The sequence below is a fragment of the Sorangiineae bacterium MSr11954 genome, assembly GCA_037157815.1.
In the GTDB taxonomy this organism is placed as follows: Bacteria; Myxococcota_A; Polyangia; order Polyangiales; family Polyangiaceae; genus Pendulispora; species Pendulispora albinea.
Map to the genome: position 1 here is coordinate 4,147,817 of CP089984.1, position 17,928 is coordinate 4,165,744.

Here is a 17,928-nt window from a genome sequence, read left to right on the forward strand (position 1 = left end):
CGGGGGCCTCGGTTCACTCGCACCTTCGTTCGAGAGCAAACGGTGAGCCCGTCGATTGTAGTCCCTGTGCGTTGGTAGCTACGAGCGAAGGCGCAAGGGGATCCCTTGAATCGTCCGAGTGGACTGCGTGTCCACAAGCAAACTTCCGGCCCTGTGGATCATCGGACCCCCAGATTGACTCCTGAACGGGCGCACGACCTGGGTGGACCAAGGTTGGCGGACGATACTTTAGGGAAAATTGTAAGGATCGAGGCAACTCTCCGCGGTTCACACGGTTTGGCTCGGTGGCTGCAAGGGTGTCGATCGTGCAACCGCTACCCAAGCGCAGCGCTCGCATCGACCAGTTCGAACTCGACGCGCCCGACTCCCTCGAGCGGCAAGGACGCAAGCTCCCCGCGACCCGCCCTCCGCCCCGCAACCGCCACGACTCCGTCGCGACGCGCCGCCCTTCGAACGCGCGCAAGGTGCCGCCTGCATTCCCGAAGGCGCCGCCGGTTTCGAGCGGCTCGTGGCCGAAGAACGAGGGGACGGCCCGCTCGTCGGCCATGTTCTTCGAGAGCAGCCGCGCGAGTCGGGATCCGGACTCCACCGGCGATCAAGACGTGACGACCTTGATGCCCGCGCCCTCGCGGCGAACGATGCCACCTCCGCCGGAGGCGAGACCGGGACGGGTGCCGGCACCCTTTCCGCCGTCGCGCCGTCGCGATACCCCGCGCCCGCCACGGCCGCGGCGCGATGAAGAGTGCACCGTCGTCCGGCCCGATCTGAGCGCCTCGGCGTTCACCCCACCGGCCAGGCTCGGCTCGACCCCTCCGCCAAAGCGCACCTCGGCGCCGCCGGCCCCGCCGTCCAATCCGGCGCCGCCGAAGCCTCCGCCGCTCTCGGGGCCGCCGACTTTGGTCGGCGTACCGCGTCCGGCCATGGTCCGCCCGCCGGTCGATGCGATGGCGCATGCGATGCCGGCGCACGCGATGCCGGCGCATGCGATGCCGGCGCATGCGATGCCAGTCAGCGCGCAGGCCACGCAACCCGCGCAAGCGGTACAGGCCACGCAAGGGGACTATGCGTACCCTTATTTTGCGACCACGCGACCGAACCCGGTGATGCCCAATGCGGTGGCCCCCATGGCCATGCCGGTGCGCACGGCCGCGGCCCGTCTGGATTCGCCGGCGGGTCTACCCGCGGCGAAGGATCACGCGGCCGCCGCAAAGAAGAGCGATCCCAACGTGGAAGGCCGTCCCACCATCTCGTGGGTGGCCGTCTTCGTGGCGCTCGGCGTCCTCACGGGCCTGCTCATCGCGCTCTTCGTCCGCGGCGATGGCGAAGCGGCGCTCGAGGCCATGGCGTCGTACATCGATTCGGCCCGCAGCACGAGCGCAGCCACGCAAGCGAACCGGGTACCGGGCGAGGTCCTCCCCGCCGCCCCCGCCGTCCCGTCCGCAGCCGCAACCGACATGACGAACGCCCCGCCCGCACCGCCGCCGCCCCCTGCGTTCGCGCCCCAAGGCAGCGCCGCGCGCGCGACCGCCGCGCTTGCGCATGCTGCGCCGCCGCCGTGGGCCGGGTCGGGTGCATTGGGTACCGGTGTCGTCAAACCCGTTCCCCCCGGGCCTGCGCCGGTCAAGGCGCACGCGCGGGCGGCCAGCGCATCGAGGAGCGAGTCCTCGCGGTCGGAGACCGTGGCCATGGACGCGCCGAAGCTCGAGAAGATCGATCGCGGCGAAAAGAGCGAGAAGAGCGAAAAGAGCGAGAAGACAGAGCGAAGCGAGAAGTCCGTGGCGCGCGCCGAGAAGTCTTCGCGTGGTGGGGCGGGGGGCGCTGCGGACAAAGAGGAGAAGGAGAAAGAGAAGTATCTCGCAGAGGCCGCAACCAAGCTGGCCGATCAGCAATTGGAGCAGTCTCTGGCGCAATGATTGGAGAGCGCGCGCGCTCGAATGAGTGCGCGCGCGCCCAGGCGCAATCGTTTCGAAACGCCGGCGTGGAACGTTGCATACGGGCGCGGCCAGGCGCAATCGTTTCGAAACGCCGGCGTGGAACGTTGCATACGGGCGCGGCCAGGCGCAATTGTTCGAAACGCCGGCGTGGAACGTTGCATACGGGCGCGGCCAGGCGCAATTGTTCGAAACGCCGGCGTGGAACGTTGCATACGGGCGGGGCGAGACGAAGTCGTTTCGAAACGCCGGCGTGGAACGTTGCATACGGGCGCGGCCAGGCGCAATTGTTCGAAACGCCGGCGTGGAACGTTGCATACGGGCGCGGCCAGGCGCAATCGTTCGAAACGCCGGCGTGGAACGTTGCATACGGGCGGGGCGAGACGAAGTCGTTTCGAAACGCCAGTGTGGAACGTTGCATACGGGCGCAGGGCCGGCGGAAACCGTTGCGAATATCGGTGACGAAAGTCGGATGCCCGCCGCGCGGTGCTCAATGATTGACGCGTACACGGGGCCGCCGGAATCGTTGTCCGCGGCGAGCTGCGCACGTTGGTGCCGACGTCGGGCGCGGTAAAGCTTCGCACCTCCGAGCGGACGGCGGGCGTTCGTAGGGGGTTGGCGCACAAACACGTTTCTCGTTTGGTGTCCACGCAATTCAAGGACACGAGGGCTCATTTTGTGATTGGATCAGGTTTGCATCACACCAGGGATGCTTGCGAGGGTCCGCTGAATGTTGCCTCCGGCCAAAGCTCCACCGCCGACCAAGAGGGTCCGTGTGGTGACCGACGACGCCGTGACCCACGATGCGGACACCCGCAAGGTCACCCTGCGCCACGTGCTGATGCGCGACACGGTGTCGAGCGACGCACCGACGGAGAGCACGCTCTCGAGCGACGCACCGACGGAGAGCACGCTCTCGAGCGACGCGATGACACGCGACGCGATGACACGCGATGCCATGACACGCGACGCGATGACACGCGATGCCATGACACGCGACGCGATGACACGCGATGCCATGACACGCGACGCGATGACACGCGACGCGGTGACACGCGACGCGGTGACGCGGCAAACGGTCTCCGACGATGAGTTCACGCGGCTCCTGACGAAGAACCTCGGCGAGCCTCCGGCGCCGGAGGCAGGCTCGTACGAGCCGGATCCTTCGAGCGCGGAGGCGGCGTATCCACGTTCGAACCGCGAGGGCCCGGCCTATCCACGTTCGAACGGTGCGGAGCCCGAGGAGCGCACCAACTTCCGTCCGTTCGCGCACGAACCCTCGCCCGAAGACCTGGCGTTGCGTTCGTCGGCCAACATCCCATTGCGTCCGCCCGCCGCCGGCAGACCGGCCGCGAACGGCGTCCCCAGCTCGCGCACGTCCCCCTCGAGCCTCACCCCCTTCGCCCCGCTAACCCCCGAGCGCATTCACGCCCAGCTCGAGGCCGCGCGCGAGGCACGCCGCCTCAATCGCGCACAAAAAGTCGCCCACACGCCCAACATGGCGCGCCGCGGCCCCGTCCTCGGCGAAGGCGAGCTTCTCCCTCTGTCACGAAGCATGGCCCTCGCGCCGCTCGCGGGACGAAAGACGCGCCCAAAAATTTCGTGGCCCTTTGCGCTCGCCGCCATGGCCATCGTCGGCTCGCTGGCGACGGTGGCTATCGTTCGAGGCAACGGCGACGACCTCCTCCGCACCGGCGCATCCTTCGTCGATCCCTCGACGACCAAAGCCGAGGTACCCAAACCCGAGCCGCCAAAATCCGACACTCGAAAACCCGACCCACCTCACGCCGAAGCGCCAAAAACCGACGTAGCCGGCATGGTCCCACCCACCATCCCGCCGGCCATCCCTCTCTCCGCCCCCATTCCGGTGCTCGACCTCCCCGCCGTCAGCTTCTCACCCTCGCCCCCCGCCGATCCCGCGCCGGCGCCCACCCCACCTCCTCTCTCTCGCACCCCCGCGGCCATCTCGGAGCCAAAGGCGAAGCCCGCCCTCGCCACACCGAGCACCGAGCGCACCAAAGAGCCCAGGCCCGACCGTCTCGAAAAGCCCACCCCGAAACACCGAAAACGAAAACCCGTCACCCCCGACGACACCGCAAACGCCGCCGCCGCCGAAGCCCTCGCCCGCGAACAACTGCAACAATCACTTCAATAAAACCACAGCCTCCTCACGCCCACGCTCCGGGAACCGACGAACCTCTTTGGCGCTCCTGGTGCCCTGGCGGTTTCTCTCACCGGTGATTCCCCGGAGAAGAGCCGGAGAAGAGGCAAACCGCCAGGGCGCCAGAAGCGCCAAAAGAAAAGCAGAGGAAGATTGGTAGGGGAGCCGAACACCCCCGCCGCGCCAGACGCCGGTCCTTCTTCCGATTGACCCTCGCAGTGCCAGACGCCGGCCCTTCTTCCGATTGACCCTCGCAGTGCCAGACGCCGGTCCTTCTTCCGATTGCTCCCCCGCCGCGCCGACCGCCGTCCCTCTTCCGATTGCGCCCGCCGCGCCGACCGCCGTCCCTCTTCCGATAAACGCCCCCCCGCGCCAGACGCCCGTCCCTCTTCCGATAACCGCCTCCCACCGCGCCAGACGCCCGTCCTTCTTCTCAATTGACGCCGAGGACGCCCGCCCTTTTTCGAGCGAACGTCCCCAAACGTCGCGGCGACTATTGATTAAAGTAATTGCTAATCGCGCTATTAATCCGCGACAGCAACTCGTCCGTCAACGTCGCATCATCGCCACTGAGCCCGGGCCGCGAAGCTTTGATCGTATCGCGCGCCGACTCGAGCGCGCTCAGCGCCGCCGTCAGTTGCAGCTTCTTGAGCACCGCCACGGTGACCCGCCGCGTATCGTAGGAGCGGATGGAGTCCGCGTTGACCAGGTTCGCCTTGAGCTCGGCGATGAGCAACGGTGTCACCTGCGGATCGACGGGCGGATCGAGGAGGAACGCACCGCCGTTGCGTGAGTCCCCGCGCAGCGCCGCGGGATCGAGGTAGAGCCGCGCGAACAGCGTTCGCGCCGTAAAGTCGACGCGCGCACCGTAGCCGCGGATGGTGGCGACCTTGGTGGCGTCGGCCGGCACTTTGACGGGGGCCACCGCCGCGTTCCACGCCTGAAGGCGCTGCGCCGCCGAGCCACCGCGGATCCACTTGAGCAGACGGTTCAACGTGTTGCTCGAGAAGCCCGACGTGGTGCCGGACAGGAACGGCTGCACCGTCGCGTTGTAGCCGGGGATCACGTCGTCCGCGATCGGATTGGCCCCGAAATCGAAGCGCGAGCAATCCGGATCGGTCAGCACGTCGGGATCCGTGCAAAAAGGATCCGCCGGCTGCGCGTTCGAGCCGTTGTAGAGGAGGTCGATGACCGCCTTGTCGTATGTGCCCGGCTTGTCGAGCAAGGTCCGGTCCTGCGTCAGGTTGTAGTCCATCACGGTGGACGACACCGGCTTGAGCGACCCCTTGAAGTTGTGGCGCAGCCCCAACGTGTGCCCGATCTCGTGCGCGATCACGTGGGTGATGTACGCCTCGAACTTCTCCTTCTTCGTGCGCCCCAGCGCGGCCGCATCGGCGCCCGCCTCCTCGCGCAGCTGCTCGGCCGTGGGTGCCCACAGCACGCACAAAGGATCGTTGCGAAGCTCGCCCCACGTCAGCGCGGGAACGGCCTTGGGGCCGGCGGCCGGGCTCACGGACGGCGCGGCCGTCGGATCGTCGAAGAATTGGCTCAAGGACGTGAGCCAGACGCCATTGAGGTAAACGCTGGCGCCGCGCACCTCGCCCGTGTTCGGGTTCGAGCGCCAATTGGCGAACGCGTAGCCGTAGGTCGGATCGCCGTCGAAGATGATGAAGTTCTTGTCGTCGTCTGCGTATGAATCGCCCGGCGAGGCGATCTTCGCCTCGAGCGCCTTGAAGCCGAAGACGGCGTTCCAGTTCTCGACCCCGCGCTTCACGGCCCCCGCGATATCGTACGGACCGTAGACGGGATGGTTCTTGAGCTTCTCGAACTGATCCGAGATGAGCCACGTGATCGGCTTGCCGCCTGGGTGCACGTTCCACTTGATCGGAGATTGCGTGGTGGTACCCGTGTTCTTCACGGAGTGCGCGTCGCTGCGGAAGTAATATTCGCGCGGCGGCAGCGGGGAGGCCACATAGTCCGGGCTCTCGCTGTAGCGGCGGAGCGACAGGCCCAAGGTGCCCGAGACCTTGAACACGTTGGGCTCGAGCCCGCCGGCTGCGTTCTGCGGGACGTCGTTGCTCGCGCCGGTGAAGACCTCCTCGAAGGTCGCCCCATCGGAGAGCTTGCGGAAGTTCTGCAAGAACGCCAAATCGATTTGGAAGTGCGCCGGCTGCGAGCCCTGCGCGAATCCATCCGAGAGGACGCCGAAGCGATTCAGCCCCGCCGCCGGATCGAACAGCACGTAGTTGTCGGAGTCGACCCGATCGTCGAAGTCCTCCGACTGGACCAGCGGATAGGCCTCGATGAGGAGGGTCGGGTCGAACGTATCGCTGGTCGCATAGTTGTTCGAGGCGTCGAACACGAACAGCTTTCCGTTCTGCACGCGGAAGGTCACCACGCGCACCCCGAGCGAGGCGGCCGCGCCGCCGCCGACCGTGCCGGGGAAGTAATCTTTCAGGTACGCCGTGAGGAACCAACGCTTGCCCAACTCGCGCTTGTTGATCGCCACATAAAAGGATTGCGGCGCGCGGGTGCTCGGGACCGACTGCGTGATGAGCTGCTGGGTCTTGGTGGGGAGCGTGCGTTCAATGGCCACGAACGGGTCGCCATTCGACAACTCTCCGGACGAGGGCGCAGACGGGGTGTCGCTCTGCCCGCAACCCACGGCGGTCACGAAGAGAGACGACGCAACGAGCATACCAATCGGAAATCCGAGTCGAGACCGTCGAGCAAGTCGCATAGGTGGGGATCCTCCAGTCCCCTTAGTGCGCACCACCCCGCTCTCCTATGACTGCGAAAGTGATGAATTTTACGATTCATCTTTTTCGATTCGCCATCACGAAAGGCCTCGACAGGCGTCTTCGTTATAGTAGAAGATCGTTCGTTTTAACAGAAGTGAACGGGCGCGATGGACACCGCACGGGCCATGGCGCATGGGGACAGCAGACTCGATGGGGGGAATGGAGGGGATCGCGATGTCTCTTGCTCGAACGTTCCGTATCGTAGGATTCCATGTTGCGCTGGTCGCACCGGCGCTGGCTTTGGCCGCCGGTTGCGGACAAACCGACGGCGCGCACCAAGCCGAAATCAATGCCTTGTCGAACGGCGATGCCTTCGTCGCCATCGACCGCCCGCTCCCCGAGGCCGCGCAGGCCTTGGTCACGCAGGCGGTGCCCGCGCTCGACGCGCCGCGATCGTTCTATCTGGCCATTCACCGGAGAGAGCTCGGGCAGCGTTATTTCCTGACCGCGTATGCCAAAGACTATTTCCCGGGCACCGTGGGCGCGTTCGCGGCCGCGTCCCTCGGTGTTCGCGTGGTCACCTTCCGCGAACAGAATGGCAAGCTGTTCGTCTTCGATGCCTCGAACAACTTCGCCACCAGCGATACCTTCGATCCCACGCTCATCCTCGAGGCCTACCCGATCGTCCGATCGTCGCGCTTCGACGACCTCGCGGGTTCGCAAAATTACATTCTCTTCGATCCGGCCGCGGGCCTGAATCGCTTTGGCGCGCTCTCGGATGCCTTTGCGCAAGGCGGCACGCCCGCGCACGTCCAAATCGATCTCGCGTTCTTGCAAAATTTTCGCACGATCGCGGACGGCGTCACCTTCGAAGAGGTCTTTACCGGCTACAGCAACGATATCGCGTTGAACGCCTCCGGGGGACTCGAGCCCAATGTCTTCAAAGCATCGGGAACGCTCGGCCTCTCCCTGCGGCGCTACCGCGAAAGCCCCGATTACGTGCCCGCGCCGCTTCCGCCCAAGGAATATTATTTCCGAAGCGACCGACACATCGTGCGCAATACGGGGACCACGGCGCAGACGCCCATCAAGTGGAACATCCACAAGGGCGGAAAGCCCATCACATGGCTTTTGTCGAATCAATTCACCAAGCTGAAAGACCATCCCGTCTATCGTCCTTACGACATCCTCGGGGCGGTGAAGCGCGGGGTCGAAGGTTGGAACGAGGTGTTCGGCTTCCAAGCGCTCGAGGCCAAGGTGGCCAGCGCCGGCGACTCGTTCGCCGACGACGACAAGAACTACCTCATTTACGACGCCGATCCGACCTACGGCTTTGCGTTCGCCGATTGGCGCTCCAACCCGAACACCGGTGAGGTGCGCGGCGCCAGCGTCTACTTCAACGGCATCTGGCTCACGTCGTTGAGCCAATTCTTCGACGATCCGCCCGCGACCGCCGCGCCGTCCTCGCTCGACGTGGCCGCCGCTCCGCCCGCGCATCGCCCGATCCCCGCCCTCACGTGGGGCGATCTCCGCCCCGATCCCTTGTGCGTGCTATGGGCCCCCACCGCGGCGGATTTCCAGAACGAGCTCGGGCCGCGCGAGGCGGTGCAGGCATTGCCGCGGCTGACGAAGAAGGAAAAATTCGAGGCGTACATCGCGCACGTGATCACGCATGAAATTGGGCACACCTTGGGCTTGCGCCACAATTTCAAGGGCTCACTCCAGCCGGTGGCCTCCACCGTCATGGACTACAACCTCACCCAGGATCGCGCGCGGATTGGAAAGCCGCAGCCCTACGACTTCGCGGCCATCCGCCTTCTCTACGATCTCACCACCGAGCAGCCCCCGCAGCCGTTTTGCACCGATCCCGACGTGCTGAACGATCCGGAATGCTCCCGCTTCGACTTTGGCGCGAACCCGCTGGTCGATGACGCCATCCCCGGCTACACCACCGCGCTCGACGCGTTCCTCACCGGCGTGGTGGCGAATCCACCGGGCAACATCGTCAACCGCCTCCTCAAGTGGATCCGCGGCGGGTCGCAAGCACAGCACCTGCAAGCTTGGAACGCGGCGCTGGGGCAGCTCAAAGTGCCCGTCGATGCCGCCAAGGTCGCCACCATCCCCGGCTACGCCGCCAGGGTGGACCAAGCCACCGGCATCCTCTTTTCGCGCCTCTACCTCGATCCGGCCAACCTTCGCGGCGACACCCGCAACGCCGGCGCATTCCTGCTCGACCCGCCGTTCGACCCGCAGGTCACCCCGCGGATCATCGCCGAGCTGAAGGCGAACCTGGTCAACCTCGACTCCATCCGCTCCTACGCCACCCGGCGCATCACCGTGGCGGCGCTGAAGAAGCTCCAGCTCACCGCGGCGCTCACCGCCCTGGTCGAGGCCCGCGCCACCATTCGGGCCTCGCGCCCGGGCCTGGGCGGCGACGACGCCGTGCTCACCGACGAGCTGCTCTCCCGCATCGATGCGGCCGTGAACAGCTATTTCAACCCGTAGCAGAAACCCTACCTCGAGAACCAAGGCTCCGGGACCGCGCCGTTCATGAAATGAATCGTGTGCGGCTCGAATGGCGACGATCGCTTCGCCAAAACCGGAGCCTCGGGGCTCCCCTCGGCGAGCCCTTCGCGCGCGGACCAGTGCGGTACCTCGTTGGGGTACAGCCCGTGCAAACCGCTCTGGAACACGTCGATGACATGGGTGTGTCCGGCCACCCGGGCACCAAGAAAATGCGCGAGCCGCGCGGCGAAGTCCTGCCCCGCCTTGGCGCCAAAGGTTTCGCACGTGCGAAACCACATGAGCGCGCGCGCGTCCGGCAAAAGGCGCGCCCGCACCGCCGCCAGCGGGGCGTGGAGCGGGTGGCCCGCTTCGAGCGCGTGCGCATTCAGCACGTCGTTGGCGATGAACACCGTGCCCCACTTGCCGTGGCCCCAATATTGAATCTCGGAGATGATTTCGCCCCGATGGATGTTTACAAGCCACCCAAGAGCATCGGCCCAACTCGTCGCGCCATGATAGGCATCGACGCGATTCAGGGCGCGGTAGAGAGGCGCGCCGGTCGACCATGCCGAGCGCAAAAGGCGTTCTCCTTTTTTGGAGGTGCCGTCGAACACGAGCAATCGCAAACCCATGATCCCGAAGGATAGCTCGATTCGCGGCGGCCCCTGAGCGCGCCGAGGAACTGCGGTTTCCGCCGACGGAAGCATCGCTTCCGCGCACGGCCCCCCGTCTGCGCGCGCCGGCACGAAAAACCGTTTGAAAATTACACGCTACGATCGATGGTGCGCCCGTTGCAGTAGCCCGCCGCGGAGAGGCTACGCGACATGAAACCTTGGAGTGCAGTGTTCATTGGGATCACCGTCGTTGGGTCCATGGCCATCGGATGTTCGTCGTCGTCCGACGATCCGGCGGCCACGCCCAAGCTCAGTGGCACGTACCAAGCGACCAGCCCAGGTGCGATCACCGAGATTACCTTCTACGACTCGGCTCATTATTTCCTCTGGCGAAGCCCCTGCAGCCAACAGGAAAAATGCCTCGAGAGCGGTTCGTACGAAATCAACGCCGCGGGCACCGAGCTCGCGCTCACCGACGTCGACACCGGCCAGACCAACGTGCTGCCGTTCGAGGCGAAGAACGTGCAAAACGGCGGCAACAGCACACGGCTGCGCGCCCAGGACATGGTCGTTCCACTGGGCGATCCGCTGGTGGGCGGCGGTGGTGGCTCGCTCATCGGGGGTGGCAGCGGGGGCTCGCTGGTGGGCGACGGCGGCTCCATCGCGGGCAACGGCGGCAACTTGATGGAGCTGATTCAAGCCCTCATTCAAGCCTTTACGGCGGCCGGCCAGTCGTTCTCCAAAGGCGACAAAGGCGACGGCAACGGAGGCGGCAGCGGTGGTGGCGCCGACGCGGGGCAGGGGGGCGGCGAGAGCAACCAGGGCAACACCAGCAAGCGGGTCGACTTGAAGTACGAGGGCACGTGCCAGTTCTTGAGGAACTGCTCCACCTACTCGAAGAACATGCCCGAGGGGGAGGTCTCGTGGGGATGCCCCGGCCCGAAGGCGTGCTCCGACTCCGATCCCTGGGTCGCCGCGCCGAGCCGCTCGTACTGCGGTACGTCAAGCTCGGTCAAGACGGCCACCATGTGCGCCGCCAACGGAAAATGCGTGAGCGTCAATATCCGTGATACATCGGTTTCGGGCGATTGGGAGGCCGGCAACGCGGTCATGTCCGCGCTCGGGCTGCCGAAGGGCATCACCAAGAGCGAGCCCCCGAACTGCGCGGGATACGGCGGCGGTCGGGTGACCGTCACGTACTGATTCGTCGCACCCGTGCGGCGCTGCGCGCGGATTCACCCGTGCCCGCGCACGGCGCGCGCCAATCCATCCGCGCCGCGCACGGCCTGTGAAATTTCGAGCCTCGGTCGAATTCGTCTTGGATCGGCGGTGAGGGGTGCGTTACGAGCATCTCTTTGCCGCCGATCCGGCGCCGCGCGCGCTCCGAGGAATTCGACATGAACATACGCTGGTTCGCCCTTCCGCTCTTTGCCCTCGTTGGTTTCGCGGGCTGCGATGATTCATCCTCCGTCGTCCAGCCGCCGCCCGAGCCGTCGCTGGAGGAGTTCGAGAACCCGCCCGCGCCCGCGGCCACCGCGGTGGGCCGTGGCGGCGCCGCGGCCACCGTGGATGTGCGCGCAACCCTGGCCGCCATCTACACGCTCAAGCACGGCGGCAACGCCATCGATGCGAGCGTGGCCGCCGCCGCCGTCCTCGGTGTGACCGATCCCTTCTCATGCGGCATCGGCGGCGGTGGCTTCATGGTCGTCTACCTGGCGAAGGAGCGGCGGTTCATCACCATCGATCACCGCGAGAAGGCGCCCGGCGCGCAGACCCACGCGCTCTTCTATCGCAACGACAAACCGATCCCGACCAACGATCTTATCACCAGCGGTCTGTCCGTGGGCGTCCCCGGCACCGTGCGCGGCTGGGAGGAAGCGCTGCGCCGCTATGGCAAGCTCACCTTCCGCGAGGTGCTCCGCCCCGCCATCGTGGTGGCCGAAAAGGGCTTCGTGGTCGATGCCACCTTCGCCGATCAAACGGGCCGCAACCTCGATCGCTTCCGGCGCATCTCGAGCACGCGCAAGCTGTTCTTGACCGACGCGGGCGACCCGCGCCCGGTGGGCGAGCGCTTCAAGAACCCCGAGCTCGGCGCCGTGTACCGCAAGATCGCCGAGGGCGGGGCCAAGGTCATGTATGAGGGCGAGCTGGCGCAAAAGATCGTGGAGACGGTGCGGCAGCCGCCCGAGGCCAACCCGCCGCTCGAGCCCGGCGTCATGGCGGTGGAGGATCTCGCCAACTACGAGGCGCGGGTCCGCGTGCCCGTGGAGAGCTCGTACCGCGGGCACACCATCATCGGCATGCCGGCCCCCAGCAGCGGCGGGCTCACGCTCGGCGAGACGTTGAACATCCTGGCGGTGGTTGCGCCCTCGGGTGCCGGGGAGCAAAACGGGACAGAGGAGCATGTGCACCGCTACCTCGAAGCCTCGCGCCTCGCGTTCGCTGACCGCAACGCCTTCCACGGCGATCCCGAGTACGTCGATGTTCCGCGCCAAGGCCTGCTCGCCATCCCCTTCGCCACCGAGCGGAGCGCGCTCATCACCGACCGCGCGCCCACCGCCGCGGCCAAGCCGGGCAACCCCTACGCGTACCAAGACGATCCGAGCCCGAGCGGACCTCCGGGAAAGCCTTCGACCTTCGATGCATCGCCCACCGCGATGGAAAAGGAGACCACGCACATCACGGTCACCGACGACGATGGAAACATCGTCTCGTACACCTTCACCATCGAGGCCGAGGGCGGCAGCGGCATCGTCGTTCCCGGGCACGGCTTTCTCTTGAACAACGAGCTCACGGACTTCGATATCCCCTCCGATCCCAAGGCCAAGGCGGCCAACTTGCTCGAGCCGGGCAAGCGCCCGCGCAGCAGCATGACCCCCACCATCGTCACCAAAGATGGCAAGCCGCGCCTCGCGCTGGGCAGCCCCGGGGGCAGCACCATCATCACCACCGTCGGACAAGCGTTGGTCAACTTCTTCGATTTCAACATGCCGCTGCCCGCCGCCCTCGCGGCGCCGCGCGTCTCCCAGCGCAACGCCACCGACCTGCGTGACACGGCGGAGACGGTCTTTTTGGCGAGCGACATGGCCACGAAGCTCAAAGCGCGCGGGCACGTCTTCACCGAGCAAGCCGAGATCGGCGCGGCCACCGGCATTCAATTCAACGATGACGGCACGGTGACGGCCGCCGCCGAGCCCGTGCGCCGTGGCGGCGGGAGCGCGATGGTGGTCAAGCCTTGAACGACGTCGCATCCAGGGCCGCGGCCGGCGAGCCCGAGACGCTCCGTTCGGCCGCCGCGAGCGAGGACCCCGAGAGGCGCTGGCTCGAGGAGGTCTACCAGCGCGGCGCCGTGCAGCTCACGGTGCGCGCGGTCATCGTGGGCATGTTCCTCGGCGCCGTCATGTGCCTGTCGAACCTCTATGTCGTGCTCAAGACGGGGTGGAGCCTGGGCGTGACCCTGACGGCGTGCATCCTGGCGTACGCGATCTTTCGCGGCCTCGGCGTGCTTCGCGTATCGCGGCGCGACTTTTCCATGCTCGAGAACAACGCCGCGAGCTCCGTCGCGTCGGCCGCGGGGTACATGACCGGCGGTGGAAACATGGCGGCGGTGCCGGCGCTCTTCGTGCTCACCGGCATCCGCCCCGACACGTGGTCGCTCGTCGTATGGTTCGCGGTCATCGGCGCGCTGGGTGTGTTCGTGGCCATCCCGCTCAAACGGCAGCTGGTCAATATCGACAAGCTGCCATTTCCCACCGGCATGGCCACGGCCGAGACGATCCGCGCGCTGCACGAGCACGAAGGGGGCGAAGGAAACAAGAAGGCGCAGCTCCTCCTCTCGGCCGCAGGCCTGGGCGCCGTGATCGCCTGGCTGCGCGACGCCAAGGCCACGTGGATGCCGTTCAACGTGCCCGCGCACATCGGTCTGCCCTTCAAGCTCCGCGGCGTGGAGGCTGCAAAGTGGTCGCTCACCCTCGATGGCAGCTTGATCCTCATGGGCGTGGGCGCGCTCATGACCTTCAAGACCGGCTGGTCGCTGCTCTTGGGCGGTATGCTCAACTACGCCGTCTTGGCCCCTGCCATGGTCGAGCGGGGGGTCATCGAGACGGTCAGCTACAAGGCCATCGTGCAGTACACGCTCTGGCCGGGCGCCGCCATTTTGGTCTCCAGCAGCGTCTTGTCCTTCGCCTTTCAGTGGCGCAGCATCGCGCGGTCGTTCTCGGGCATCACCGCCATCTTTCGCAAGAGCAAGGGGCCGGCCGATGCGGCGCCCGATCCCGTGGCCGAGGTCGAGTGCCCGTCGTGGTGGTTTCCGGCCGGGTTTCTTCTTCTCGCCCCGGTGGTCGTATTTCTCATGGGCGCGCTCTTTCAAATCCCTTGGTGGGCGGGCCTCATCGCGTTGCCGCTGACCCTCGTCACCGGCGTGGTGGGCGGTCGCATGACCGGGGAGACCGACATTACGCCCACCAAGGCCGTTGGCCCGCTGACGCAGCTCGTATTCGGCGCCATGTTGCCAGGCAATATGGTCGCCAACATCATGGGCGCCAATGTCACCGGCGGCGTGGGGTTGCACGCCAGCGATCTGCTCACCGATTTGAAATGTGGATATCTGCTGGGCGGCAATCCACGGCAACAATTCGTTGCGCAACTCTTTGGCTTGGTCGCAGGGGCCGCGGTGGTCGTTCCCGCCTACAATTTGCTGATTCCGACCGCGGACATCATCGGCTCCGCCGATTTTCCGGCGCCGAGCGTAATGGTGTGGGCGGGCGTGTCCAAAGCCTTGTCCTCGGGCCTTGGCGGCTTGCAGCCTGCGGCTCGTGTTGCGCTCGTTGTCGGATTTGCACTCGGCATCGGGTTGACCCTTCTCGAGCGTTGGGCGCCGGCGCGCGTCAAACCCTGGATCCCGTCCCCCAACGCCATCGGTATTTCCATGGTCATTCCCGGCGCGAACGCGATTGCCATGTTTACGGGCGGCGTCATTGCGGAGATTCTGCGACGACGCAAGCCGGCATTGGCCGAACGCACGGTTGTACCGATCAGCTCCGGCTTCATTGCGGGTGAAAGTTTAATGGGAATTGCGATAGCCATACTCGTTGCTATCGGGGTGCTCTCCAAATAAGCTCCGCGCCGTCACGAGACGGCCCTCGCCAGCCCACACGACGGCCCTTTGCAGCTCACACGATGGTCGCGCACTCCCCGCGACCCCAGTAGTGGAGGTTTTCGCATGAGCCGAGACTCGTTGAAAGCGATGAAATCCGCATTGCGTATTGCCGCTGCGGTCCCGATAGCTGTTTTGCTCGCGAGCTGTGCGTCTTCTTCTCCGGAGGAAGTGTCGGCGTCGAGCGCGGACGAGCTGGTCGCGAACGCAAATGGATCCCGCAAGCTCGTCACCTTCAAGCTCGATGATTACCCGCGCCAGATGCAGTACCTGCAGAACCGCGGGTTCGACGTGGCCGGCGTGGATCTGCCGGCGTCCGAGGCCGACGTCATCCTGACGGATTACGAGGTGGCGGAGCTCACGCGACAAGGAATGAAGCTCGTTCGGCACCAGTCGCTCACCGCGGAAGATGCCCTCCTGGCGCCCGATCCGCAGTACAAGACGCCCGCCGAAATCGACACGCTCATCCATCAGCTCGCGGCCTCCAAGCCGGCCATCGCGTCGGTGAAGTCGATCGGCAAGTCGCGTGAAGGCCGCGACATCTGGGCCATCAAGATCACCAAGGACGTGAACCAGCACTCGGCCAACAAGCCGGTCATCCTCTTCAACGCCATGCACCACGCGCGCGAGGTCATGTCGCCCGAGGTGGCGCTCGACACCATCGAGCAGCTGCTCACCAACTATGGCACCAACGCCGACGTCACGCACTGGGTCGACTCCAACGAGATCTGGGTCGTCCCCATGCTCAATGTCGACGGCAACAACAAGGTGTGGACCACCGACAGCATGTGGCGGAAGAACACGCGCGGCTGCCCGTCGAGCGGCTCCTGCCCCTCGGGCACCGGCGTGGACATCAACCGCAACTACCCGTACAAGTGGGGCGCGTGCAATGGATCGTCCGGCAGCGCGAGCTCCGAGACATACCGCGGGCCCAGCGCCGGCTCCGAGCCCGAGACCAATGTGCTGATGAATTTCGTGGCGAGCATCCGCCCAGTGTTCGACATCTCGTACCACTCGTACAGTGAGCTGATCATCTATCCGTACGGCTGCCAAGGCGTGCAAGCGCCCACGCGCGACGTCCTGCGCAGCGTCGCCGACGCCATGGCCGCCAAGCTCCCGCGCGACAGCGGCAGCGGCCGTTACACGCCCGGCACCTCGTGGGAGACGCTCTACGCGGTCGACGGCGGCGACATCGACTGGATGTACAACAAGTACTCGGTGGCGGCCTATGTCATCGAGCTGAATAGCTCGGCGCAAGGCTTCCAGCCCGCGTACAACACCTGGCGCAACCGCACCGTCACCAAGGCGCGCGGGGCGTGGCAGACGCTCCTCACGCGGCTCGATGAAAGCGCCATCCGCGGCAACGTCCCCTCGGGTGTCGCGGCCACGGTCGAGGTTTCGAAGACCGGCGGTGTGGTGCAGACCCGCCCCGTGAACCCCGACGGCTCGTTCCACGTGCTGGTGCTGCCCGGCACGTACCATCTCAAGGTGACCGCCACCGGCCGGCCCACCTTCGAGAAGGACGTCACCGTCGGCTCTGCGCGCGTCGACGTAAACGTTCAGCTCTGAGGTTGGCGCAACGCCTTTCCCCATCGCCGTGGCCCGGGCACCGGCTCGAGCACTGCCAAGACATGGAAGCGGCGATGGGGAGGGGAGAAGCGGAGAAGCGGAGCGCGTTGGTCTACTTGTTCGGAGCGAGCGGCGGGCCGCAGGTGGCCTGCATTTTATCGTTGGAGAGCTTCTCTTTCCTGCACGCGCCGAGGCCGAACGCCGAGCACGACTGCTTTTGCTTCATCCCGCGGAGGCATAGGACCAAGTTGTCGCCCTCGCAGTCATCGATCGTGCATTCGCTGTTGATGTCCATCCCGCAGGCGCGCGATACATCCCACCCTTCGCCCTCGGCCGATGCGCTAGGGAGGCAGTAAACGCCCAGCGAACCGCAATCGTACCGCTCGACGAAGCCGGACGGGCAACCGCGGGCCACGTTGCCATCGCACGTGATCGCCCTCGTCGGCTCGCATGTCTCCGGTTTTCCGCCGTCGGGAGGGCCCGAGGAGACGCAGGCAGGCCCCGCGTCCGTGTTGGTGCATTGTTTGTTGCCGAACGAGGTGCAATCGACGCCGTGATCGTAGACGCCCGAGCCACCGTCCACGCACGAACGCAGGCGGTTGCCATCGCACGCGCTGACCGTGCACGCTCCGCCATCGCCCGTGGCGGGGCCGACGCACACCGCCTCGTTGGTCGACAGTTGTCCGCAGGTACGCCCGGTCGCCGCGCACGACTCGAGCTGCGCGGGGACCCCGAGGGCGCGGCATTCGGCGCGCACGTCACGCACGCTCGGCACTTCCGGGATGCAGCTCCTGAACTTCCCGGAGCCGGAATCCGGGCAACCGATCCCGTCGTTGTTTTTGTTGTCGGTGATGCACGCGGCGACGCTGTCTTCTCCACCCGTGCACGTGTTTGCGCGCCAGAGGCAATCCCAATACGTGTGTGCCTTCTCCCGGACGGGGCGGTTCGGTGCAACCGTGACGTCGTAGGCGCTGAGGGCGTTCTTGAGGCACTCGCCCGCGGCGTTGCCGGAGACCTCTCCACCGAAGCCGCCCTCGCACGCGATGAGGGTCATGCAGGCCTTGAACGCATGTTGGTGCGCCTCGCCCTTGTTCCACTTCGAAAAGTCGGCCGGCTTCGGCTCGCCGGGCGGCCGCGCATCGGCCACTTGGAAGTCCGTACTGTGAAGAAGATCGCCGCAGCCCCAAAGGACGCCCCCCACGATGGCGCTGGCCAAGGTGGCGATTCCAAGAATCAAACGAGAACGACGCAC

The 17,928-nt window shown here is 66.0% G+C and carries 11 protein-coding genes; 7 read left to right on the forward strand and 4 right to left on the reverse strand.

The window, feature by feature from the left end:
* The first annotated feature begins 305 nt into the window (after positions 1 to 305).
* Positions 306 to 1,913 carry a hypothetical protein gene (locus LZC94_16335; GenBank protein WXB18792.1) on the forward strand — a complete coding sequence of 536 codons (1,608 nt, stop codon included), beginning with the start codon at positions 306 to 308 and terminating at the stop codon, positions 1,911 to 1,913.
* Positions 1,914 to 2,618: 705 nt separating this feature from the next.
* Here the strand turns inward: LZC94_16335 and LZC94_16340 are convergent.
* On the reverse strand, positions 2,619 to 2,891 hold the full coding sequence (locus LZC94_16340; protein WXB18793.1) for a hypothetical protein: 273 nt from the start codon (positions 2,889 to 2,891) through the stop codon (positions 2,619 to 2,621).
* Positions 2,892 to 2,964: 73 nt separating this feature from the next.
* Here LZC94_16340 and LZC94_16345 point away from each other — a divergent pair, with 73 nt between their 5' ends.
* On the forward strand, positions 2,965 to 4,086 hold the full coding sequence (locus LZC94_16345; protein ID WXB18794.1) for a hypothetical protein: 1,122 nt from the start codon (positions 2,965 to 2,967) through the stop codon (positions 4,084 to 4,086).
* 499 nt (positions 4,087 to 4,585) lie between these two features.
* Here LZC94_16345 and LZC94_16350 read toward each other — a convergent pair whose 3' ends face one another.
* Positions 4,586 to 6,688: a zinc-dependent metalloprotease gene (locus LZC94_16350; protein WXB18795.1), complete on the reverse strand. Its 2,103-nt coding sequence runs from the start codon at positions 6,686 to 6,688 to the stop codon at positions 4,586 to 4,588.
* Positions 6,689 to 7,067: 379 nt separating this feature from the next.
* Between LZC94_16350 and LZC94_16355 the strand changes: the two genes are divergently transcribed.
* Entirely contained in the window at positions 7,068 to 9,338 is a 2,271-nt protein-coding gene (locus tag LZC94_16355) for a zinc-dependent metalloprotease (protein ID WXB18796.1), read from the forward strand.
* 8 nt (positions 9,339 to 9,346) lie between these two features.
* Here the strand turns inward: LZC94_16355 and LZC94_16360 are convergent, their stop codons facing one another.
* Complete coding sequence (locus tag LZC94_16360; GenBank protein ID WXB18797.1) at positions 9,347 to 9,970, reverse strand: DUF4347 domain-containing protein; 624 nt, start codon at positions 9,968 to 9,970, stop codon at positions 9,347 to 9,349.
* Between the two features lie 192 nt (positions 9,971 to 10,162).
* Here LZC94_16360 and LZC94_16365 point away from each other — a divergent pair, with 192 nt between their 5' ends.
* From LZC94_16365 to LZC94_16380, 4 genes are all read left to right on the forward strand, one after another.
* Positions 10,163 to 11,155, forward strand: coding sequence for a hypothetical protein (locus tag LZC94_16365; GenBank protein WXB18798.1), 993 nt, complete (start codon positions 10,163 to 10,165; stop codon positions 11,153 to 11,155).
* A 194-nt stretch (positions 11,156 to 11,349) separates the two neighbouring features.
* Positions 11,350 to 13,191, forward strand: a complete 1,842-nt coding sequence (ggt, locus tag LZC94_16370) for a gamma-glutamyltransferase (GenBank protein WXB18799.1) — start codon at positions 11,350 to 11,352, stop codon at positions 13,189 to 13,191.
* Positions 13,188 to 15,068 (forward strand): OPT/YSL family transporter, encoded by a 1,881-nt coding sequence (locus LZC94_16375; GenBank protein ID WXB18800.1) that lies wholly within the window; start codon positions 13,188 to 13,190, stop codon positions 15,066 to 15,068. The genes ggt and LZC94_16375 overlap by 4 nt, the downstream gene beginning before the upstream one ends.
* Before the next feature lie 129 nt (positions 15,069 to 15,197).
* Complete coding sequence (locus LZC94_16380) at positions 15,198 to 16,676, forward strand: hypothetical protein (protein ID WXB18801.1); 1,479 nt, start codon at positions 15,198 to 15,200, stop codon at positions 16,674 to 16,676.
* Positions 16,677 to 16,788: 112 nt separating this feature from the next.
* On the opposite strand, the gene LZC94_16385 is transcribed toward LZC94_16380, so the two are convergent.
* A complete protein-coding gene (locus LZC94_16385; protein ID WXB18802.1) occupies positions 16,789 to 17,928 on the reverse strand; it encodes a hypothetical protein in 1,140 nt (379 codons plus the stop codon).